General features: G+C 59.9%; 19 protein-coding genes. 6 read left to right on the plus strand and 13 right to left on the minus strand.

Features of this window, described 5'->3' with window-relative positions:
* Window positions 1-34 precede the first annotated feature (34 nt).
* Window positions 35-1,267 carry a threonine ammonia-lyase IlvA gene (ilvA, locus tag ACGYLC_RS01835; protein WP_394421333.1) on the minus strand — a complete coding sequence of 411 codons (1,233 nt, stop codon included), beginning with the start codon at window positions 1,265-1,267 and terminating at the stop codon, window positions 35-37.
* A gap of 124 nt (window positions 1,268-1,391) precedes the next feature.
* Here ilvA and ACGYLC_RS01840 point away from each other — a divergent pair, with 124 nt between their 5' ends.
* Entirely contained in the window at window positions 1,392-2,618 is a 1,227-nt protein-coding gene (locus tag ACGYLC_RS01840; RefSeq protein WP_394421334.1) for an argininosuccinate synthase, read from the plus strand.
* Window positions 2,619-2,758: 140 nt separating this feature from the next.
* On the opposite strand, the gene ACGYLC_RS01845 is transcribed toward ACGYLC_RS01840, so the two are convergent.
* Together ACGYLC_RS01845 and ACGYLC_RS01850 are read right to left on the minus strand one after the other, a co-directional pair.
* The gene (locus ACGYLC_RS01845; protein ID WP_394398226.1) at window positions 2,759-3,172 is read right to left on the minus strand and encodes a hypothetical protein; all 414 of its coding nucleotides are present in this window, start codon (window positions 3,170-3,172) and stop codon (window positions 2,759-2,761) included.
* Window positions 3,173-3,239: 67 nt separating this feature from the next.
* Window positions 3,240-3,938 carry an HAD family hydrolase gene (locus tag ACGYLC_RS01850; RefSeq protein ID WP_394421335.1) on the minus strand — a complete coding sequence of 233 codons (699 nt, stop codon included), beginning with the start codon at window positions 3,936-3,938 and terminating at the stop codon, window positions 3,240-3,242.
* 154 nt (window positions 3,939-4,092) lie between these two features.
* On the opposite strand from ACGYLC_RS01850, the gene msrA reads away from it, so the two are divergent.
* A complete protein-coding gene (msrA, locus tag ACGYLC_RS01855; RefSeq protein WP_394421337.1) occupies window positions 4,093-4,758 on the plus strand; it encodes a peptide-methionine (S)-S-oxide reductase MsrA in 666 nt (221 codons plus the stop codon).
* A gap of 14 nt (window positions 4,759-4,772) precedes the next feature.
* Here msrA and ACGYLC_RS01860 read toward each other — a convergent pair whose 3' ends face one another.
* Window positions 4,773-5,648: a ribokinase gene (locus ACGYLC_RS01860; RefSeq protein WP_394421339.1), complete on the minus strand. Its 876-nt coding sequence runs from the start codon at window positions 5,646-5,648 to the stop codon at window positions 4,773-4,775.
* A complete protein-coding gene (locus ACGYLC_RS01865; protein ID WP_394421341.1) occupies window positions 5,648-7,906 on the minus strand; it encodes an NADP-dependent malic enzyme in 2,259 nt (752 codons plus the stop codon). The genes ACGYLC_RS01860 and ACGYLC_RS01865 overlap by 1 nt, the downstream gene beginning before the upstream one ends.
* A 192-nt stretch (window positions 7,907-8,098) precedes the next feature.
* On the opposite strand from ACGYLC_RS01865, the gene mutS reads away from it, so the two are divergent.
* On the plus strand, window positions 8,099-10,720 hold the full coding sequence (gene mutS / locus ACGYLC_RS01870) for a DNA mismatch repair protein MutS (RefSeq protein ID WP_394421811.1): 2,622 nt from the start codon (window positions 8,099-8,101) through the stop codon (window positions 10,718-10,720).
* A gap of 31 nt (window positions 10,721-10,751) precedes the next feature.
* Here the strand turns inward: mutS and ACGYLC_RS01875 are convergent, their stop codons facing one another.
* Together ACGYLC_RS01875 and hrcA are read right to left on the minus strand one after the other, a co-directional pair.
* Window positions 10,752-11,315 (minus strand): nucleotide exchange factor GrpE, encoded by a 564-nt coding sequence (locus ACGYLC_RS01875; RefSeq protein ID WP_067267873.1) that lies wholly within the window; start codon window positions 11,313-11,315, stop codon window positions 10,752-10,754.
* A gap of 9 nt (window positions 11,316-11,324) precedes the next feature.
* Window positions 11,325-12,389 carry a heat-inducible transcriptional repressor HrcA gene (hrcA, locus tag ACGYLC_RS01880; protein ID WP_394398234.1) on the minus strand — a complete coding sequence of 355 codons (1,065 nt, stop codon included), beginning with the start codon at window positions 12,387-12,389 and terminating at the stop codon, window positions 11,325-11,327.
* 110 nt (window positions 12,390-12,499) lie between these two features.
* Between hrcA and rph the strand changes: the two genes are divergently transcribed.
* From rph to hemW, 3 genes are read left to right on the plus strand one after another with little or no spacing between them, the layout of a single operon-like run.
* Window positions 12,500-13,213: a ribonuclease PH gene (rph, locus tag ACGYLC_RS01885; protein ID WP_394421343.1), complete on the plus strand. Its 714-nt coding sequence runs from the start codon at window positions 12,500-12,502 to the stop codon at window positions 13,211-13,213.
* Window positions 13,210-13,821 carry an RdgB/HAM1 family non-canonical purine NTP pyrophosphatase gene (gene rdgB, locus ACGYLC_RS01890; RefSeq protein WP_271688631.1) on the plus strand — a complete coding sequence of 204 codons (612 nt, stop codon included), beginning with the start codon at window positions 13,210-13,212 and terminating at the stop codon, window positions 13,819-13,821. Before rph ends, rdgB begins: the two co-directional genes overlap by 4 nt.
* The gene (hemW, locus tag ACGYLC_RS01895) at window positions 13,814-14,968 is read left to right on the plus strand and encodes a radical SAM family heme chaperone HemW (protein ID WP_394421345.1); all 1,155 of its coding nucleotides are present in this window, start codon (window positions 13,814-13,816) and stop codon (window positions 14,966-14,968) included. Before rdgB ends, hemW begins: the two co-directional genes overlap by 8 nt.
* On the opposite strand, the gene ACGYLC_RS01900 is transcribed toward hemW, so the two are convergent.
* Genes ACGYLC_RS01900 through rho form a run of 6 tightly spaced genes read right to left on the minus strand, consistent with a single transcriptional unit; the run spans window position 14,965 to window position 21,735 of the window.
* Entirely contained in the window at window positions 14,965-15,864 is a 900-nt protein-coding gene (locus ACGYLC_RS01900; protein WP_067267864.1) for a ParB/RepB/Spo0J family partition protein, read from the minus strand. The genes hemW and ACGYLC_RS01900 overlap by 4 nt on opposite strands.
* A 12-nt stretch (window positions 15,865-15,876) precedes the next feature.
* Window positions 15,877-16,674, minus strand: coding sequence for a ParA family protein (locus tag ACGYLC_RS01905; protein ID WP_394421347.1), 798 nt, complete (start codon window positions 16,672-16,674; stop codon window positions 15,877-15,879).
* Window positions 16,667-17,272: a 16S rRNA (guanine(527)-N(7))-methyltransferase RsmG gene (gene rsmG, locus ACGYLC_RS01910; RefSeq protein WP_394421349.1), complete on the minus strand. Its 606-nt coding sequence runs from the start codon at window positions 17,270-17,272 to the stop codon at window positions 16,667-16,669. The genes ACGYLC_RS01905 and rsmG overlap by 8 nt, the downstream gene beginning before the upstream one ends.
* Window positions 17,269-19,131 (minus strand): tRNA uridine-5-carboxymethylaminomethyl(34) synthesis enzyme MnmG, encoded by a 1,863-nt coding sequence (mnmG, locus tag ACGYLC_RS01915; RefSeq protein ID WP_394421351.1) that lies wholly within the window; start codon window positions 19,129-19,131, stop codon window positions 17,269-17,271. Before mnmG ends, rsmG begins: the two co-directional genes overlap by 4 nt.
* Before the next feature lie 13 nt (window positions 19,132-19,144).
* Window positions 19,145-20,431: a tRNA uridine-5-carboxymethylaminomethyl(34) synthesis GTPase MnmE gene (mnmE, locus tag ACGYLC_RS01920; RefSeq protein ID WP_394421352.1), complete on the minus strand. Its 1,287-nt coding sequence runs from the start codon at window positions 20,429-20,431 to the stop codon at window positions 19,145-19,147.
* 32 nt (window positions 20,432-20,463) lie between these two features.
* Window positions 20,464-21,735 carry a transcription termination factor Rho gene (gene rho / locus ACGYLC_RS01925; RefSeq protein WP_067267859.1) on the minus strand — a complete coding sequence of 424 codons (1,272 nt, stop codon included), beginning with the start codon at window positions 21,733-21,735 and terminating at the stop codon, window positions 20,464-20,466.
* Window positions 21,736-21,754 lie beyond the last annotated feature (19 nt).

Consider the following 21,754-nt stretch of genomic DNA (forward strand, 5'->3'; position numbering starts at 1 on the left):
TTACCAGAAGGTGAATCCCCCTGGCCTTCCGTCTCTACAGAACGAACTGCGCCAAGGTCTCGTCGTTGGTGATATCCGTATAGGTAAAGCCGGATTGCCCCAACTGCTCGAGAAACGGTTTGAAATTCTCCGGCCGCCGCGTCTCGATCCCGATCAGGACCGAGCCAAAGTTCCGCGCCGACTTTTTCAGATACTCGAAGCGGCAGATGTCGTCCTCCGGACCCAGCAGCATCAGGAATTCCTTCAACGCCCCGGGCCGCTGCGGCAGGCGCAGGATGAAATATTTCTTTACGCCCGAATAGCGCTGCGCCCGCTCCTTGACCTCGGGCAAACGCTCGAAATCGAAATTACCACCCGAGGCCACGCAAACCACCGTCTTGCCCACAATCTGATCGGCCACCTCGCCCAGCGCATCAATCGACAATGCGCCTGCCGGTTCCAACACGATGCCTTCGACATTCAGCATCTCATTGATCGTCACGCAGATCCGGTCCTCGGGCAGATGCACCACATCCGCCAGGTTCACCCCGCGCAAACGCTCAAAGGTCCGCGCGCCGATCTTGGCCACCGCAGCCCCATCGACAAAGTTGTCGATCGGAGAGACATCGACCGGCGCACCGGCCTCCAACGCCCGCGCAAGGCTCGGCGCACCGGCAGGTTCGACGAATGTATAGTCGCAGGCATCACCGAAATAACTGACCACCCCCGAAGACAGCCCGCCACCGCCCACGGGCAGGATCACCCGATCCGGCACCCGGCCCAACTGCGCGGCAATCTCCACCGCGACCGACGCCTGCCCTTCGATCACATCGTCGTCGTCGAAAGGCGACAGAAAATGTGCGCCCTCCTCCCGACAGAAACCCTGCGCCGCGGCCAGCGTGGCGTCGAAATAATCCCCCACCAGCCGGATCTCGACATTCTCACCGCCGAACATGCGGGTCTTCTGCACCTTCTGTTGCGGCGTCGTCACCGGCATGAAAATCACCCCGCGCACCCCGAAATGGCTACAGGCAAAAGCCACCCCCTGCGCATGGTTGCCGGCAGAGGCACAGACGAAAACCCCTTGCCCCGGGATCACCTTGCGCATCGCGTTGAAAGCGCCGCGCAGCTTGTAAGAGCGCACCGGGCTCAGATCCTCGCGTTTCAGCCAGATATCCGCGCCAAAACGCTCCGACAGATGCTCATTGCGCAAAAGCGGTGTCGCTGGGAACAAGGCCCGCAGCGCCTCTGCCGCCGCCTGTGCTTTTCGTGCAAATTCATCCGCCATCTGTGCTCTCCTTGCTGCCATCCGTCGATAGGCGCGCAGCCAGCATAGGTCAACGCGGGCTTCAATCTTGCCCGCGCCCGCGAAAACCGCTACCTCGCAGGGCGAACTTGAAAGGAAACCCGTCATGTCCGCGCCCAAGAAAGTCGTGCTTGCCTATTCCGGCGGCCTCGATACCTCGATCATCCTGAAATGGCTGCAAACCGAATACGGCTGCGAGGTGGTGACCTTCACCGCCGACCTCGGCCAAGGCGAAGAGCTGGAACCGGCCCGCAAAAAGGCCGAGATGATGGGCATTGCGCCTGAGAACATCTACATCGAAGATGTGCGCGAGGAATTCGTCCGCGACTTCGTCTTCCCGATGTTCCGCGCCAATGCGGTCTACGAGGGTCTCTACCTGCTGGGCACCTCCATCGCCCGCCCGCTGATCTCCAAGCGTCTGGTCGAGATCGCTGAGGAAACCGGCGCCGATGCGGTCGCCCATGGCGCCACCGGCAAGGGCAACGATCAGGTCCGGTTTGAACTGGCCGCCTATGCGCTGAACCCCGACATCAAGGTCATCGCCCCCTGGCGCGAATGGGATCTGTCGAGCCGCACCAAGCTTCTGGCCTTCGCCGAGCAGAACCAGATCCCGATCGCCAAAGACAAGCGCGGCGAAGCGCCCTTCTCGGTCGACGCCAACCTGCTGCACACCTCCTCCGAAGGCAAGGTGCTCGAAGACCCGGCCGTCGACGCGCCCGATTACGTCTACCAGCGCACCGTGAACCCCGAAGATGCCCCCGACACGCCCGAATACGTCGAGATCGGGTTCGAGCGCGGCGACGCGGTCAGCATCAACGGCGAGGAGATGTCGCCGGCCACGATCCTGACCAAACTCAACGAGCTTGGCGGCAAACACGGCTGCGGCCGCCTCGATCTGGTCGAAGGCCGCTTCGTCGGCATGAAATCCCGCGGCATCTATGAGACCCCGGGCGGCACCCTGCTGCTCGAAGCGCACCGCGCCATCGAATCCATCACGCTCGACCGTGGCGCCATGCACCTCAAGGACGAGCTGATGCCGAAATACGCCGAGCTCATCTACAACGGCTTTTGGTACAGCCCCGAGCGGACCATGCTGCAGGCCGCCATCGACGCGAGCCAAACCCATGTCACCGGCACCGTGCGCCTGAAGCTCTACAGGGGCCATGTCCGCACCGTCGGGCGCTGGTCCGATCACAGCCTCTACTCCGAGGCCCATGTGACCTTCGAAGACGACGCCGGCGCCTACGACCAGAAAGACGCCGCCGGCTTCATCCAGCTAAACGCCCTGCGCCTCAAACTCCTCGCCGCCCGCGACAAGCGCAGCAAAGGCTGAAGCACGGGACACCCCCCTCCTTCATCCTTTCTTAAATACCGCGGGGGTCCGGGGGCAGCGCCCCCGGCGGCCAGCCCCGGATAGAAACGCAAAAGGCCCGGACGCTCCCGCCCGGGCCTTTCTCTTTATCGCCTATGGGATCACTCGGCGGTGACGACCGTCATGACCAGTTCCCCATCCGGCTTGATCGGCCCGTCTTCCTTGGCGCCCAATGTGTATTCAAACACGCCGGTTTTCATGCCGCCATCTTCGGAATGCACCATGAGCATCAGCATATCGCCCGAAGCCACCTCCTCTTGCAGGATCGCGACCACATCCATGTTCTCGCCCGCGCGCAGCGGAGCGTAACCGACCACGGGGCCGGGCTTCATATCGGCATCTGTGCGGTGCACGACCAGCCAGCCATTCTCGCCTGCCATCACCTTATCGGCAGTGACGACGCCATTCGATACGTCCTGACCCGAGGCTTCGACCATGGCCATGGCATGGGCATCTGCCCATGCGCCGCCGGCGATCATGGACAGGGCGATTGCGGTGCTTGCAAATTTTTTCATCTGGTTTTCCCTCCGTTTGAAATAGCGGCGTAGTCACGATAGCACCGCGAAATAAGTTTCAAGTTCTTCAGGAATTTTTCAGACGCCTCGAAAATAACTGTTCATAATAGGGCATGGCGGCATCCAGAACCTCCGCCTCCGCCCCTTTCAGCAAGGGCAATTCCCCCTCCGGCCCGGCAAAACCGGTGCTGCGGTGGATCGCCCCGTACCAATGCGGCGCCCAAACCCCATCTTCTGCCCGCGGCCCGGCGGGCCAATGGAGCATCGCAGGATCAAAGGGCAAGTCGATCGCGGCGCAAAGCCTGCGCAGCATTCCCTCCGGGTCCGCGCGGATATCGCCGCTGTCGATGACCAGCCCGCCCAACCGTTCAAAGAGCATGACTTGCCGGTCAAATCCGATATCCGCCAAACCGGGCGCTTCGCGCTTTTCCGCATAGCTCGCGATCACCCGGGCAGGATGGCGGATCAGGTGGATGTTCACGCAATCCTCGGCCCAATCGAGCGGGAAACCGTCGATCATATGCTGCGCCATATGTTTCATATAAAGATGCCGGGTGCCGTCTTGCACAAAGCCAAGAGGCACAAGCGCCGGGTCTTGCTCCTGCGCCGCCAGAACCGCGTCGCGCATCGGATGATCCAGCCCCGTCACCTTGAGATAGGCCGCGTAAAATGGTTCATCCATCGCGGTGAAATCCTGCCGCGCGCCGAAACTATACATCATCGCAGTGCTGAGATTGCGCGGCCCTGACCACATTGCAATTCGCATGACAGGCTTCTCCATTGCCGTTGAACCCGGAACGCTAAAAAGAACGCGCCCGCTCGCCAAGTGGTAAATTGCTTTCACCAGCGCGTGACTTTCCCCGCACCGGCCTTGCGCTATCTCCGCCCCAGCGGCAACCCTAGGCCCGAGGAGGACCGATATGTTCCGAAAATCAATGTTCAAACCCGCCCTTTTGACCCTCGCGATCACTCTGGGCCTCGCCGCGCAGAACCGACCCGCAGCGGCGGCGGAGACCGAGGTGCTGACGGTGGCGGGCGGCTGTTTCTGGTGCGTCGAAGCCGATTTCGAATCCGTCAAAGGGGTGAAAGAGGCCGTCTCGGGCTTTGCCGGAGGCCGCACCAAGAACCCGACCTACAAAGAAGTCACCGGCGGCAACACTGGCCATTACGAAGCGGTGCAGATCCAATTCGATCCGGATGTGGTCAGCCGCAAGACGCTGCTTGATCTCTTCTTCCGCTCGATCGACCCCACGGATGCGGGCGGGCAATTCTGTGACCGGGGTGAAAGCTACCGCACCGCGATCTTCGCGGGCAGCCCCACCCAGAAAAGCGCAGCAGAGGCTGCCAAGGCCGAAGCGCAGGCCGCTCTCGGGACCAAGGTTGTGACGCCGATCCTTGGCGATGCGCCCTTTTACCCGGCCGAGGATTATCACCAAGACTACTACAAAAGCAGCGACCGGCTGGCGTTCAGCAGTGTCGGTGTGGCCGTGAAAAAATCGGTCGCCTACAAACGCTACCGCAAGGGCTGTGGCCGTGACGCCCGCGTGAAACAGCTTTGGGGCAGTGCGGCCCCTTTCGTGAAGTAACCGCCCCCGAAAGCCTAACTGCGAAAATCGTGATCCCGGATCTCTTTCAGATCGGGGATCACATCCGCCGTGCCATGGCGTGTGACCATCAAGGCTCCGGCGCGCATGGCCAGATCAATCGCCTGCGGCATGGTCATCCCCCGATCCAGCCCGGCCAGCAGATAGCCAGTGAAAGTATCGCCCGCGCCGGTCGTATCCACCGCATCGACTTGATAGGCAGGAAAGCTTTCGACCAAATGCGCCTTGTTAGAGACCCATTCACAGCCACCCGCCCCCAGTGTCACCACAATGTCGTCGATTGGCAGCTGCCGCAACTCGCCCCCTGTCGCGGCCCGCAACTGCGCCGCTTCGACCTCGTTCAGAACCAATAGGTCGATCTGTTCGAGGATCGCCGTCACCGCATCCGCTTCGAAGGGGGCGGCAGCATAGGCCAGTCGTAGGCCCAAGGTCTTTGCCGTTCGTGCCGCGAACCGCTGCCCGTTGGTTTCGTTCTGCATCAACAGCCAATCGCCCGAAGATGCCTCGCTCAGCGCGGCACCGATCATCTCATCGGTGATCTCGTGATTGGTGCCGGGGAAGATGACGATATTGTTCTCCCCCTCCAGATCGACGGCAATATTGGCGTGACCGGTCACGCCCTCCATCAAGGTGATATGCGCCGTCTCGACCCCGTATTCCAACAGCCGTTCCAGCGCCCAGCCGCCATCGGCGCCCAGCGCGCCAACATGCATCACCCGAGTCCCGGCCCGGGCGGCGGCGACCGACATATTGGCTCCCTTGCCGCCCAGACCTTGCCGGAAATTCAGGGCTGAAATGGTCTCTCCCGGTCCCGGTAGATGGGGCAGCAGATAAAAGTTATCCGCGTTGATAGAGCCGAGATTCCAGATCATCAGCCCACCTTGCAGGCCGCAAGAATGGCCATGTTAAGGATGTCATTCGCCGTCGAGGTCGAAGAGCAGATCTGAATCGACTTATCGAGGCCCGTGAGGATCGGCCCGATCACCGTGGCCCCCGCCATCTCCTGCATCAGCTTGACCGAGATGCTGGCCGAGTGCCGCGCCGGGACCACGAGGATATTCGCCGGCCCCGTCAACCGCGAGAAGGGGTAGTTCGCCTGACTGGCCGCGTTCAGCGCCACGTCGACGGTCATCTCGCCCTCATATTCGAAATCCACCCCGCGCTTGTCCAGCACCTCGGGCGCGAGGTGCATCTTCTCGGCCCGTTCCGAGACGGGATAGCCGAAGGTCGAGAAGCTGACGAAAGCCACCCGCGGCTCAAGCCCCAGATGCCGCGCCACGCGCGCCCCGCTCTCGGCGATATTGGCCAGATCGTTCTCATTGGGCCATTCATGAACCAAGGTATCGGCGATAAAGACGATGCGCCCCTTGTGCAGCAGCGCCGTGATGCCTGCGGCCCCGGCCTCGGCATTGGCATCGAAAACGTGGTTCAGCCGCTCCAGCACATGCGCCGACTTGCGGGTCGCCCCGGTCACCAGACCGTCGCCATGACCATGTGCCAGCATCAGCGCGGCAAAGACATGACGGTCGCGCGAGGCAAGACGGTGGATGTCCTTGCGGTCAAAGCCCTTGCGCTGCAACCGGCCATAGAGGAAATCCTTATAGGTCGCCAGATGCTGGGTGTTGGCGGCGTTCACCACCTCCAACTCGCGCACCGCGTCGGCCATGCCCGCCTCTTCGAGCTTGGCGCGCACGTCGTCCTCCCGGCCAACCACCAGCGCCTTGCCCAAGCCCGCGCGCTGGTACATGACCGCCGCGCGCAGCACCTTGGGATCGTCGCCCTCGGCAAAGATCATCCGCGCCTGATTGGCACGGGCACGGGCGTTGATGCCGCGCAGGATGCTGGCGGTCGGGTCCATCCGCGATTTCAGCCCGACCTCATAGGCGTCCATGTCGATGATCGGCCGCCGTGCGGCCCCGGTGTCCATCCCCGCCTTAGCCACGGCAGGCGGAATGCGGTGGATGAGGCGCGGATCGAAAGGCGTGGGGATGATGTAGTCGCGGCCAAAGCTGAGCGTGCGGCCATAGGCCAGCGCCACCTCATCCGGCACATCCTCGCGCGCCAGCTGCGCCAGCGCATGGGCGCAGGCGATCTTCATCTCGTCGTTGATGGCCCGCGCATGAATGTCCAGCGCGCCGCGGAAGAGATAGGGAAAGCCCAGCACGTTGTTGACCTGGTTCGGGTAGTCCGAACGCCCGGTGGCGACGATGGCGTCCATGCGCACCTCATGCGCCTCTTCGGGGGTGATCTCCGGGTCCGGGTTGGCCATGGCAAAGATCACCGGGTTGTCGGCCATGGAGGCCACCATCGCGGGCGTCACCGCCCCTTTGACCGAGACGCCAAGGAAGACATCCGCGCCCTTCATCGCCTCTTCGAGCGTGCGCAGCTCTGTATTGGCGGCATGGGCCGATTTCCACTGGTTCATGCCCTCGGTACGGCCCTGATAGATCACACCTTTGGTGTCGCACATGATGCAGTTGTCGTGTTTCGCGCCCATCGCCTTGAGCAGTTCCAGACAGGCGATGCCCGCCGCCCCCGCGCCGTTGAGCACGATACGCACGTCCTCGATCTTCTTGCCCGAGAGGTGCAGCGCGTTGATCAGACCCGCGGCACAGATCACCGCGGTGCCGTGCTGGTCGTCGTGGAAGACGGGGATGTCCATCTCTTCCTTCAGACGCTGCTCGATGATGAAACACTCAGGCGCCTTGATGTCTTCAAGATTGATGCCCCCAAAGGTCGGCCCCATCAGCTTGCAGGCGTTGATGAAAGCCTCCGTGTCCTCGGTATCGAGCTCGATGTCGATGGAGTTCACATCCGCGAAACGCTTGAACAGAACCGCCTTGCCTTCCATCACCGGTTTGGAGGCCAGCGCGCCGAGGTTGCCAAGCCCCAACACTGCTGTCCCGTTCGAGATCACGGCGACCAGATTGCCCTTGTTGGTGTAGTCATAGGCCGTCTCGGGGCTCTCGGCGATGGCCTCGCAAGGGACGGCCACACCGGGGGAATAGGCAAGGCTCAGATCGCGCTGCGTGGTCATCGGAACGGTGGCCGAGATCTCGAACTTGCCGGGGGTCGGTTCAAGATGAAAGGCAAGCGCCTCTTCAGAGGTGATACGGTTCTTTCTCGTCACGACATTACCCTTCTTCTGCTTTGGGATCTTCTTAGCCACGATCCGAGTTCAGCACAACGCAAGCCCCGCGTCAGTGCAAATCGCATGACAAAGCCCGCCCAAGGCGCCGCACCCCCTTTCGCTGCGCCGGGGGGTTTTGTAGGGTCCGCGCGGCAACAGGGGGCAGCCGTGCAGACAGAAAAAGTAACGCCAATGATGGCGCAATATCTCGAGCTTAAAGCGGACCACGCGGATGCGTTGCTGTTCTACCGCATGGGCGATTTCTACGAGATGTTCTTTGACGATGCCGTGGCCGCCGCCGAGGCGCTGGACATCGCGCTCACCAAACGCGGCAAGCATCAGGGCAAGGATATCGCCATGTGCGGCGTGCCGGTCCATGCCGCCGAAGGCTACCTGCTGACGCTGATCCGCAAAGGGTTTCGCGTGGCGGTCTGCGAGCAGATGGAAAGCCCTGCCGAAGCCAAGAAACGAGGCTACAAAGCGGTCGTGAAACGCGATGTGGTGCGGCTGGTGACACCCGGCACCCTGACCGAAGAAAGCCTGCTGGAAGCGCGGCGCCACAACTACCTCGCGGCCTTTGCCGAGGTGCGCGATGCCTGCGCGATGGCTTGGGTCGATATCTCGACCGGCGCGTTTCATGTGATGCCATTGGCGCAGGTTCGGCTGGGGCCGGAATTGGCGCGGCTGTCCCCGTCGGAACTGATCGTCTCAGAGGTGAAAGAGACGGAATTGCACGAGGTCGTCTCTGATTTCGGGATTGCGCTGACGGGTCTGGCCCGGTCGGCCTTTGACAGCACCAGTGCGGAAAAACGGGTCTGCGACCTGTTTGATATCGCCACACTAGAGGCTTTCGGCAGCTTTACCCGCGCCGAAGTCTCGGCCATGGGCGCGGTAATAGAATACCTCACTATCACCCAACGTGGCAAGCTACCCTTGCTCCGCCCGCCCCAGAAAGAGGCAGAGGCCCGCACCGTTCAGATCGACGCGGCAACCCGGCGCAATCTGGAGCTTACCCATTCCCTCAACGGTGGCCGCGCCGGGTCTTTGCTGTCAATCATGGACAATACCGTCACTGCCGGGGGCGCGCGCCTGCTGGAGCGGCGGATCTCAAGCCCCTCGCGCGTTGTCGATGTGGTCACCTCCCGCGCCGACGCGGTCAGCTTTGCCTATGACAATGCCCGCGTTTCCGAAGACATCCGCCAACGTCTGCGCAATGTGCCGGATCTCGACCGGGCACTGTCACGCCTCTCGCTTGACCGGGGTGGGCCGCGCGACCTTGCCGCGGTCCGTAACGGGCTGATCGAGGCGGAGGCTTTGCACCAAAGCCTGACGCAACAAGACCTCCCCGACCTGCTGCGCGAAGCTGCCGAAGGGTTGCAGGGCCATGGTGAGCTTATTGACCTGTTGGATCACGCGCTGGTGGCCGAGCCCCCGCTGATGGTGCGCGACGGCGGTTTCATCGCCCCCGGACATGACGCCGAGCTCGACGCCGCGCGAGAGCTGCGCGACGAAGGCCGCAGCGTAATCGCGGGCATGCAGCAGCAATTCGTCTCTGATACGGGGATTTCCTCGCTCAAGATCAAGCACAACAATGTGTTGGGCTATTTCGTCGAATGCACCGCGACCCATGCGGAAAAGATGCTGAACCCGCCCCTGTCAGAGACCTTTATTCACCGCCAGACCACGGCGAACCAAGTGCGCTTTACCACTGTCGAACTGTCGGAGTTGGAGACGAAAATCCTCAATGCGGGCAACCACGCGCAGGAGATCGAAAAGCGGCTCTACGAAAGTCTTCGGAGCGCAATTCTAGAGCATGCGGCAGAGATCGGACAAGCCTCTGCCGGGCTGGCCGAAGTCGATCTGGCCACCGGTCTGGCCAACCTCGCCCGGAGTGAGAACTGGACCCGCCCGCGCGTGGATATGTCCCGCGCCTTCGACATCCAAGGTGGGCGGCATCCAGTCGTGGAACGCGCTCTGACCCAGCAATCGGGGGAGCCTTTTATTGCCAATGACTGCGACCTGAGCGCCGAGGGCGAGGCCGCCAACATCTGGCTGCTCACCGGCCCGAACATGGCGGGTAAATCGACCTTTTTGCGGCAGAACGCGCTGATCGCCCTGATGGCGCAGATGGGCAGCTTCGTGCCCGCAACCTCGGCGCATATCGGCGTGGTCAGCCAGCTTTTCAGCCGCGTCGGGGCCTCGGACGATCTGGCGCGGGGCCGCTCGACCTTCATGGTGGAAATGGTCGAGACCGCCGCGATCCTCAACCAAGCCGATGACCGCGCGCTGGTGATCCTCGACGAGATCGGGCGCGGCACGGCCACCTATGACGGGCTCTCGATCGCTTGGGCCACGCTGGAACATCTGCACGACGTGAACCGGACCCGGGCACTGTTCGCCACCCATTACCACGAGATGACGGCGCTGGCCGGCAAGCTGCCGGGGGTCGACAATGCCACGGTGGCGGTCAAGGAGTGGGAGGGCGAGGTCGTTTTCCTGCACGAGGTGCGCAAGGGCGCTGCGGATCGGTCTTATGGCGTGCAGGTGGCGCAACTGGCGGGCCTGCCGGCCCCGGTGATCGCCCGCGCCCGCGTGGTGCTGGAGGCATTGGAGAAAGGCGAACGCGAAGGCGGGGCCACACAAAAGACGCTGATCGACGATCTGCCGCTCTTCGCGGCCAGCCCGCCCCCGCAACCGGCCCCTGCGAAAACCTCGGCGGTCGAAGAGAAACTGGCAGAGATCATCCCTGATGAACTCTCCCCGCGCGAGGCGCTTGAGTTGATCTACAAACTGAAAGAGGCGGCCAAATCCTGACCGCCTCCCTCGAAAGTGACTGATTGCGCGCTCAGCTCGCGGGCGTCGAAGACACGCCAACCTGCGCCGGACGCAGCAGACGGTCGTGCAGCATGAAGCCTTCGGCGGCGACCTGAATGATCTCGCCCGCAACGGTGCCGGGCACTGGCGCTTCGAACATCGCTTCGTGATGCTTGGGGTCGAACTTGTCGCCCACTTCGGGTGCGATCACTTCGATGCCGTGCTTCTTGAAGACGTTCAGCAGCTCGCGCATCGTCAGTTCCACGCCTTCAAGCAGCGGGCCAAAAGCCTCTTTCTGCTCATCGGTGGTGGTTTCCAGCGCGCGTTTCATGTTGTCGTAAACGGGCAGCATGTCACGGGCCAGTTTGGAGCCGCCATAGTTCTCGGCCTCGCGACGGTCCTTGTCGGAGCGCTTGCGCGCATTCTCGGCATCGGCGAGCGCGCGCATGAAACGGTCGCGGTACTGGTCACGCTCGGCGCGCAGTTCCTCAACCGCAAGGGCTTCTTCGTCGATCTCGGCCATGTCTTCGGCGTATTCTTCAGCTTCGGCGCTGTCGATCTCGTCCAAAAAGTCGTTTTCTTTCGGCTCTGCCATGTTCCACCTCTAGTTCCGGTCGGAAATCAGCTTTCCCACCAGTTGTGCCGTGTAGTTCACAATCGGCACGATACGTCCATAATTTAAGCGTGTCGGGCCAATGACACCCACGGCGCCGATCACCTTACGATCAGCGTTCATATAAGGGGAAACGACCAGAGAGGAACCCGAAAGTGAGAAAAGTTTGTTTTCCGAGCCGATAAAAATGCGCACACCGTCCCCATCTTCGGCCAGTTCGAGGAATTCGGCAATGTCCCGCTTGCGCTCAAGATCGTCGAAAAGGCTTCGGATGCGCTCAAGGTCCTCGGCCTCCGCCTCCCCGCCCAGCAGATTCGAGCGGCCGCGCACGATCAAACGCTCTGAATGCTCCCCTTCCGCGTCCCACAGCACCGCCCCGCTTTCGACAAGCTGCTGCGCCAGAACGTCGATCTCCTGACGGCGCTTGGCGATCTCTTGCTTGATGCTGCGTTGCAATTCGCTGAGGGTTTTGCCTTCGACGAAAGCATTCAGGAAGTTCGCCGCCTCACGCATCGAACTGGGGGTCTGCCCGGGTGGCGGCGTGAACAGTCGATTTTCTACATGACCATCGGAGAAAACAAGCACGACCAAGGCTCTATCAGGCGAAAGAGAGACGAACTCGATATGTTTGATCGGCGCTTCGTGTTTCGGCGTCAACACGAGGGAGGCGCCATGGGTGACACCTGACAGGGCCGAGCCGATCCGATCCAGAAGCCCGCCGACATCAGAGGAGTTATTGCCCAGTGTCGCGTCGATCTTTTCGCGGTCAAGCTCCGTCGGATCGCCGATCTCGATCATTCCATCGACGAACATCCGCAGCCCCAATTGCGTTGGAATGCGCCCGGCTGAAACATGGGGGCTGTCGAGCAGCCCCATATACTCGAGATCCTGCATCACATTGCGGATCGTCGCCGCCGAAACCTTCTCACTGAAGTCCCGTGTCAGCGTGCGTGACCCCACCGGATCGCCACTTTCCAGATAGCCTTCGACCACCCGGCGAAACACTTCGCGGGATCGGTCGTTCATGTCTTTCAGCAATTCAGGCGTGTTTTTCATCGGTGCTCGCTCTCTTGTCTAATAAAGGTACAAGCCGGGCAAACGTCAATCGGGGTTGCATCAAAGCCTTGTGGGGCGGTATCCCAGGGCAACATCAAAAAGGATATGTCATGCGTCCCTCTGGCCGGAAACTCGATGAAATGCGCGCCGTCTCGATCGAGACAGATTTCACCAAACATGCCGAAGGGTCGGCCCTGATCAAGATGGGCGATACCCATGTGCTCTGCACCGCGACGATCGAAGACCGCGTGCCGCCCTTCATCAAAGGCTCCGGTCTGGGCTGGGTCACCGCGGAGTATGGCATGTTGCCCCGCGCCACCAACACGCGGATGCGCCGTGAAGCTGCATCAGGCAAGCAAGGGGGCCGCACGGTCGAGATCCAGCGCCTGATCGGGCGCGCCCTGCGCGCCGGCGTTGACCGCTCCGCTTTGGGCGAGCGTCAGATCACCGTCGATTGTGACGTGTTGCAAGCCGATGGCGGCACCCGCTGCGCGTCGATCACCGGCGGTTGGATCGCGCTGCGTCTGGCGGTGAACAAGCTGATGAAAGCGGGCGATGTCGTCTCTGACCCGCTGGTCGATCCGGTCGCGGCGGTTAGCTGCGGCATCTACGCAGGCCAGCCGGTGCTCGATCTCGACTACCCCGAGGATTCCGAGGCGGGCGTCGATGGCAACTTCATCATGACCGGATCCGGCAAGCTGATCGAAGTGCAGATGAGCGCCGAAGGCTCTACCTACACGCGCGATCAGATGAACCAGCTGATGGACCTGGCCGAAAAAGGGGTCGGCGAACTGGCCTCCATCCAAAAATCGGTTACCGCATGACGCGCAAGTTCACCGAAAATCGCATTCTCATCGCTACCCACAACGCGGGCAAACTGGCGGAAATGCGTCAACTCTTCGCCCCCCACGGGGTCGAGGTGGTCGGCGCGGCAGAGATGAACCTGCCCGAACCGGAAGAGACTGAGACAACTTTCGTCGGCAATGCCCGCATCAAAGCCCATGCCGCCGCAAAGGCGACCGGCCTGCCCGCGCTCGCCGACGATTCCGGCATCGAGGTCGAAGCGCTCGACAATGCGCCCGGCGTCTATACCGCCGATTGGGCCGAAACAGAGAATGGCCGCGACTTTGTCATGGCCATGACCAAAACGCGCAACCTGCTGGAAGAAAAGAACGCCCCCCACCCCCGCCGTGCCCGTTTCTGCGCGACGCTGGTACTGGCATGGCCCGATGGTCATGACGAAGTCTTCGCGGGCAAGGTGAACGGCACGCTGGTTTGGCCGATGCGCGGCGAACAGGGCCACGGCTATGACCCAATGTTTCAACCTGATGGCCATGAAGTCACCTTTGCCGAAATGGACGCCGAGCAAAAGAACAGCATCAGCCACCGCGCCGATGCCTTTGCGAAACTGATTGCGGGCTGTTTTGGCTGAAGATTGGCAACAGGGCGGCTTCGGCCTTTATATCCATTGGCCATTTTGCGAGGCGAAATGTCCCTATTGCGACTTTAACAGCCACGTTAGCCGCCAGATCGACCAAGCCGCTTGGCGGGATGCCTATCTTGCCGAGCTTCAGCGCGCTGCCGATGAGACACCGGGCCGCGTACTAAACGCGGTCTTCTTCGGCGGCGGCACGCCCAGCCTGATGGATCCCGATGTCGTTGAAGATATCATCAGCGCGATCCGGCGCCATTGGCCTACGGCGAACGATTTGGAAATCACCCTCGAAGCCAATCCCGGCTCGGTCGAAGCCGGCCGCTTCGCCGCCTATCGGCAGGCTGGTGTGTCCCGCGTTTCAATGGGCATTCAAGCACTGAACGATCCAGACCTCAAACGTTTGGGCCGCCTGCATTCGGCGAAAGAAGCGATGACTGCTTTCGACATCGCCCGTAATACCTTCGACCGTGTCAGCTTCGATCTGATATACGGGCGGCAGGACCAATCCGCCGCGGATTGGGAAGCCGAGTTAAAACAGGCTTTATCACTCGCGATAGACCATATTTCGCTCTATCAGCTTACGATCGAACAGGGCACCGCCTTTGGCGATCGCTACGCCCGTGGGAAACTACGCGGCCTGCCCAACGAAGATCTCGGCGCGGATATGTTCACCCTGACCCAAGGCATTTGCAATGACATGGGCATGCCCGCTTACGAGGTGTCGAACCACGCCCGGGATGGCGCCCAATCGCGTCACAACCTGATCTATTGGCGCTATGGTGACTATATCGGGATCGGTCCCGGCGCCCATGGGCGGCTGACGCTAAACGGTGAGAAACTCGCGACGGTTGCCTATAGCAATCCACAGCGGTGGCTCGACGGTGTCGCAAAAGGCGAAGCGGAGAAACCCCGAACCGCCCTGAACCGTAGCGAACAGGCGACCGAGTTTCTCCTCATGGGCTTGCGCCTTAAGGAAGGCGTCGACCTCGCCCGCTACGCCGACATTGCCGGGCATGAAATTGACGACAAAGCCGTCAAACACCTGCAAGAGATCGGCATGGCAACACGCGTGAAAGACAGATTAATCGTTTCAGATCAGGGCGTTATACTCCTAAACGCCGTGATCGAAACGCTTCTGCCTTAAGATCCACCCAGCAAGCGGCAAATCTCATCCAACTGGTCAAGCGTGGTATAGTGCAAGGTCACCTTACCTGCTTCCTGACCCGGTTTGTGGTCCAAACTGACCTTCATACCCAGGTTCGCTGACAGATCACCTTCAAGAGCCTGGGTATCGGCATCTTTCTCTGGACGTTGCGAGAGACGCTCTTTATTTACCATATTACCGCGCTCACCGGCCTGATCTTTCTTGACCAAAGCCTCGGTTGCGCGGACTGAAAGACCGCCCTTGATGACCTGTTGCGCAAGTTTCAGCGGATCCTTCGCTGGGATCAGTGCCCGCGCATGGCCCGCGCTCAACTCATTCTGGCGCACCATCTCTTGGACCGGATCTGGCAGGTTCAAAAGACGCAATAGGTTCGCAATATGGCTCCGGCTTTTGCCGAGCGCTTCGGCCATTTTTTCCTGTGTATGGCCAAACTTATCCATCAACTGCCGATAACCCGCCGCCTCTTCGACCGAGTTCAGATCTGCCCGCTGAATGTTCTCGATGATCGCAACTTCGAGCACCTCGACATCGGTGAACTCGCGCACGATCACCGGAAGGCTATGGACCTTCGCAATCTGCGAGGCCCGCCAGCGCCGCTCGCCTGCAACGATCTCGAAATTGCCATCGGCCAGCGCCCGAACGATCAGGGGCTGAATGACCCCCTTTTCCTTGATCGAGGCCGCAAGATCGTCAAGGTGCTCTTGCTCAAATCGCTTACGCGGCTGGTCCGGGTTCGGTTTGATCCGCTCGATCGGAACGAACTGCTCCGCCGCCGCGGCGCCCTTGGCGGCCACGCTCTCTGTTTCCGCTACATCTGCCATTAGGGCCGAAAGCCCCCGGCCGAGGCCCCGTTTCCGCTCTTGTTTGTCTGCCATACTGCCACCTTATTAACCATTGTTTTTTGTCAGCTCCGCCGCCAAATCGCGGTAGGCTTGTGCCCCTTTCGATGTGGGATCATAACTCAATACGGGCATGGCGAAGCTCGGTGCTTCGCTCACCCGAACATTACGCGGGATAACGGTCTGGAACACCAACTCACCAAGGTTCGCCCGCGCGTCATTCTCAACCTGTTGCGAGAGATTGTTACGGCGATCATACATAGTAAGAAGAACGCCCTCAATCCGCAGGTCTTTATTCCCACTCTGCCGAACCTCTCGTATCGTCAACATAAGCTGAGAGAGCCCCTCCAGCGCGAAAAACTCGCTCTGCAAGGGCACGAGAACAGAATGTGCCGCGATCATCGCGTTTACGGTCAACAGGTTCAATGACGGAGGACAGTCGATTAGAATATAGTCAAATTGGAACGCGTCCATTTGCGTCTGCCGCAGTGCATCATGCAACAAAAAGCTTCTCTTCTCATTGGAAAAGAGTTCGATATCCGCGGAACTAAGATCAACGGTCGCCGGAACGATTAGCAATCCATCCGTCTCTGTACGCTGAATTACGTCCTGCGGCAGGCTATCGTCCAGCAGCAGATCGTAGGTCGTAAATTCGCGGTCTTCAACCTCAATGCCCAGCCCCGTAGAAGCATTGCCTTGCGGGTCGAGGTCAACCACCAATATGCGCTTACCCGCCTCAGCAAGTGCGGCTGAAAGATTGATCGTCGTCGTCGTTTTCCCGACACCACCCTTCTGGTTCGCGATTGCGATAATTTTAGGTCCAGATGGACGAGAAAGGTCAGACACGGGCGATATCCTTAATCTTTAGAATGGCAGCCTCGGGATTGGTCTGAGAGGGTACCGATTCGAGGCCGTAAGTCCAACCCAGCCGCGCCTCTGCGTCCTCCCTCTGCCAACTCTGACCTTTCGGAAAAAGGGCGGTACCTTCGGGCTTGAGATGCAATTCGGCGAACCCTAATAGCTTTGTCAAATCAGCCAAGGCACGCGCTGACAGGACGTCGGCATTTAGGCTTTTTATTTCCTCAATCCGCTCATTTTTTACAGAGGCCTCTAGTTTCAGCTCTCGAATGGCAGTCCGTAGGAATGCGCATTTCCGCTGGTCACTCTCCACCAAAGTAACGTCGAAATGTCGTTCCTCTTGGTTAAGGATCGAAACGACAATTCCGGGAAACCCCCCGCCGCTACCGAGGTCTACCCACACGCCGCTGCCTTCGGAAAGCTTGAAGACCTGAACGGAATCTACAATGTGACGCGTCCAAAGGTCGCCCAAGCTACTCTTAGAAACTAAGTTTATCCTCGGGTTCCATTTCCGAACAAGCTCCGCAAAGGCTTCGAGCTTTTCAAATGTTTCACGTGAAACATCGAGTTTACTCAATTCTCTCATGCTGTCTTTTTCCCGGCGCCTCTTTTAACCCGGGCCAGAATTAATGTGAGCGCAGCGGGCGTCATTCCATCGACACGTGCGGCCTGGGCCATCGTCTCGGGACGTGCAGCTGCGATCTTAGTTTTTAATTCATTTGAAAGCCCCGAAAGCGACTCGAAGGAGAAGTCGGCCGGAATGCGTACATTCTCGTCTTTCTTTAACAGATCAATCTCCTTCTGCTGCCTTACGATGTAGGTCGCATAGAGTGCGTCGCGCTCGAGCTGACGTCGAACCTCAACTGGGGTATCGCCTAAATCGGGATCGAGCGTGAGCAGGTCTTCGAACCTAACATCAGGGAATGCCAAGACCTGATAGCCATTCCGCTTTGAACCGTCTTGATTGACATTGATCCCAACATTGGCAAGCTCTTTCGGGGTGTACTCCCTACTCTGCAGTCGTGTTTTCAGGGCACTTAGACATGAAGTTTTCTCTTCAAAGAGCTGACGGCGAGTTTTAGAAACGCAACCCAACTTGATCGCAAGAGGCGTGAGACGCTGGTCAGCATTATCCGCCCGGAGTGACAAGCGGAACTCAGCGCGTGACGTAAACATCCGGTAGGGTTCTGTGACCCCACGCGTCGTCAGATCGTCGATCATGACGCCGATATAGCTCTCGGACCTAGTGAAGGTTACCGGATCTCGGCCCTGGGCGTGAAGCGCTGCATTCAGGCCGGCGACCAGCCCCTGCGCTGCGGCTTCTTCATAGCCGGTGGTGCCATTGATCTGTCCTGCGAGATACAGGCCGGGAACTGTACGGACCGCAAGGGTCGATGCAAGCGCCCGCGGGTCGATATAGTCATATTCGATCGCGTAGCCAGGTTGCAAAATGACTGCGTTTTCAAGGCCGACCATGCTCCGAACATAGGCTTCTTGTACGTCTGCTGGAAGGGAGGTCGAAATACCATTGGGATAGACCGTATGGTCATCCGCACCTTCAGGTTCCAAAAATACCTGGTGCGAGTCTTTATCCGCAAATCGCACGACTTTGTCTTCGATAGAAGGACAGTATCGCGGGCCTACCCCGTCAATATGCCCGCCATACATCGCAGACCGTTCGAGATTTTCTCGGATAATCTGGTGGGTTTTTTCGTTGGTATGCGTAATACCGCAGACGACTTGGGGTGCGGATACGCTATCAGATAGGAATGAAAACAAGACGGGATCATCATCGCCCGGCTGTTCTTCTAGGATATCCCAGTTGATCGTTCGCCCATCAAGACGCGGGGGCGTGCCAGTTTTCAACCTACCCATCGGAAGGCTAAAGGAGTCGATGCGTTCGGCAAGTTTAACCGAGGCTTTATCGCCCATACGGCCGCCTTGCTGCGACCTATCTCCGATATGAATGACGCCCCGGAGGAATGTCCCTGTTGTGAGAACCACCGAGGATGCGGTAATCGATGAACCGTCAGCCAAGACTACGCCTGTAACGGTATCACCATCCATCTCAAAATCGACGACCTCGCCCTCAATGATATCGAGGTCAGATTGCGCTTCAATCTCGCGCAGCATTTCTGTGCGATAAATCTTCCGATCAGCCTGCGCACGCGGTCCCTGCACAGCCGGACCTTTCCGACGGTTTAATAGACGGAATTGAATGCCCGCTTCATCTGCGACGCGCCCCATGACGCCATCCATCGCGTCAATTTCCCGGACCAAGTGACCCTTCCCCAGTCCTCCGATTGCAGGATTGCAGGACATGACGCCGATTCCATCACGACTCATGGTAACGAGCGCCGTTCGTGCTCCTAGCCGCGCCGAGGCATGGGCCGCCTCTGCGCCGGCATGGCCGCCGCCGATCACGATCACATCAAAATGTTTCACGTGAAACACTCCATCATTTACCTACGCAAAAGCTGGTGAAGATTTCATCCAGCAGGTTCTCGACGTCTATGCGGCCAACTAGAGTTTCCAATGCGCGGATCGCAAATCGAAGCTCCGCGGCAGCCAAATCATAGAAATCCGGTCCCCGAGTCAGGATAACATCTACTTCAGCCAAACACGAGACGGCTTGCTGCAAAGCGACGCGATGCCGCTCATGGGTGGCCAATCCGATGGCTGAACTGCGTTCCGAGAGCGTAGATTGGATGCGGTCAATAAGGTCTGACACGCCCTGCCCGGTCTTCCCTGAGATACCATTCGCAGCAATACCAAGGAGATCTGCTTTAGGCTGAAGAACGATATCCCCTTCATGCGGCGTAAGGACCAGCGTCTCATCTGGTGCGGCAAGGAACACCCGCAGATCCGCCGCTTCGGCGCGTTCAATTGCGCGCTCGATCCCGATGGTTTCGACTTTATCTTCGCTCTCTCGGAGGCCCGCCGTATCCAACAGGGTGACCGGCAGCCCGCCGAGGTCCATCCGAACTTCGATTACATCGCGGGTGGTGCCCGCGATTTCGGAGGTGATCGCCGCGTCGCGACCGGCGAGCGCATTCAAGAGCGTCGATTTACCCGCATTTGGTGCGCCAATGATGGCGACTTCAAAGCCATTTCGAACCCGTTCGGCGACATAGGTGCCTTGTGCTTCTGCCCGCAATGCCTTGCCGACCTTCGAGAGCAGCGCCGTCACTTCGGGGGTGACATCGACGGGCACTTCTTCATCCGCGAAGTCGATCGTGGCTTCCAGAAGCGCAGCGGCGCGGATCAGGTCTTTCCGCCATTCTTCGACGCGCGCGCCAAGGTAGCCAGACAATACGCGAAGCGCTTGCTTTCGCTGGGCTTCTGTTTCGGCCTCAATGAGATCTGCCAGCCCTTCAACCTGCGCGAGGTCGAGCTTTTCATTCTCCAGCGCGCGGCGGGTGAATTCCCCCGCTTCTGCCATCCGAGCTTCGGGGAAGGTCGACAGCAGCGAAAGCATTGCCCGCATCACGGCAATGGAGCCATGCAGTTGAAATTCGACAACATCTTCGCCGGTGAAGGAGTTCGGCCCGGGGAAACTCAGGACCAGCGCTTGGTCGATCACCTCTCCGCCCGTGCCGCGGAGATTACGCAACACGCTTTCGCGCCCTTCAGGGCGTTTCCCGGTAATATCTTGCGCGATCACGAAGGCCTGCGGGCCGGAAATGCGGACTACCGCAACCCCGGCACGGCCCGGCGCTGACGCTTGGGCGAATATCGTGTCCATATTTCACTAACCTATTGTTATTATTTAATAACTCAGGTGTTCATAGAGTCGAAGAAGTCAGAATTCGACTTGGTTTGCTTGAGCTTGCCGAGCAGGAATTCGATGGCGTCGGTGGTGCCCATCGGGTTAAGGATGCGGCGCAGGACGAAGGTTTTTTGAAGGTCCACCTTGTCGACCAAAAGATCCTCTTTCCGGGTGCCGGACTTGAGGATGTCGATCGCCGGGAAGACGCGCTTGTCGGCGATCTTGCGGTCGAGAACGATCTCGGAGTTGCCGGTGCCCTTAAATTCTTCGAAGATGACCTCGTCCATACGGCTGCCGGTGTCGATCAGTGCGGTGGCGATGATGGTGAGCGATCCGCCCTCTTCGATGTTCCGCGCGGCACCGAAGAAACGTTTGGGGCGCTGCAGGGCGTTGGCGTCGACACCGCCGGTCAGAACCTTGCCCGAGGACGGCACCACGGTGTTGAAGGCGCGGCCCAGACGGGTGATCGAATCGAGCAGGATGACAACGTCGCGCTTGTGTTCCACAAGACGCTTGGCTTTTTCGATGACCATCTCGGAGACGGCGACGTGACGGGTGGCCGGCTCGTCGAAGGTGGAAGAGACGACCTCCCCCTTCACCGAACGCTGCATGTCGGTGACTTCCTCGGGGCGTTCGTCGATCAGCAGAACGATCAGATAGCACTCGGGGTGGTTCTTCTCGATGCTGTTGGCAATGTTCTGTAGCAGAACGGTCTTACCGGTGCGCGGCGGGGCCACGATCAGCGAACGCTGACCCTTACCGATGGGAGAGACCAGATCGATGATCCGCGCCGAGCGGTCCTTGATCGTGGGGTCGTCCACCTCCATCGTCAGGCGCTCGTCGGGGTAAAGCGGCGTGAGGTTCTCGAAGGCGACCTTGTGGCGCGCCTTCTCGGGCGCCTCGAAGTTGATCTTGGTCACTTCGGTCAGCGCGAAATAGCGTTCGGTGTCGTCGGGCGCTTTGATCAGCCCCTCGATGGTGTCCCCGGTGCGCAGCGACCATTTGCGGATCATGTCGGGCGAAACGTAGATGTCATCGGGGCCCGGCAGGTAGTTCGCCTCCGGAGAGCGCAGAAAACCGAATCCGTCTTGCAGCACTTCCAAGACACCGTCGCCCGAGATCTCCCAGCCGTCATCCGCACGTTCGCGGAGAATCTGGAACATCATCTCGCCTTTACGCATGGTCGAGGCGTTTTCGATCTCCAGCTCTTCGGCCATGGCGAGCAGGTTTTTCGGCGTCTGCGCCTTGAGATCAGCGAGGTTCAGCGTTTCGGTTGTCATTGAGCATCCTGTTCAGCCG

The sequence above is a fragment of the Sulfitobacter sp. 1A12157 genome (assembly GCF_043557345.1).
Taxonomy (GTDB): domain Bacteria; phylum Pseudomonadota; class Alphaproteobacteria; order Rhodobacterales; family Rhodobacteraceae; genus Sulfitobacter.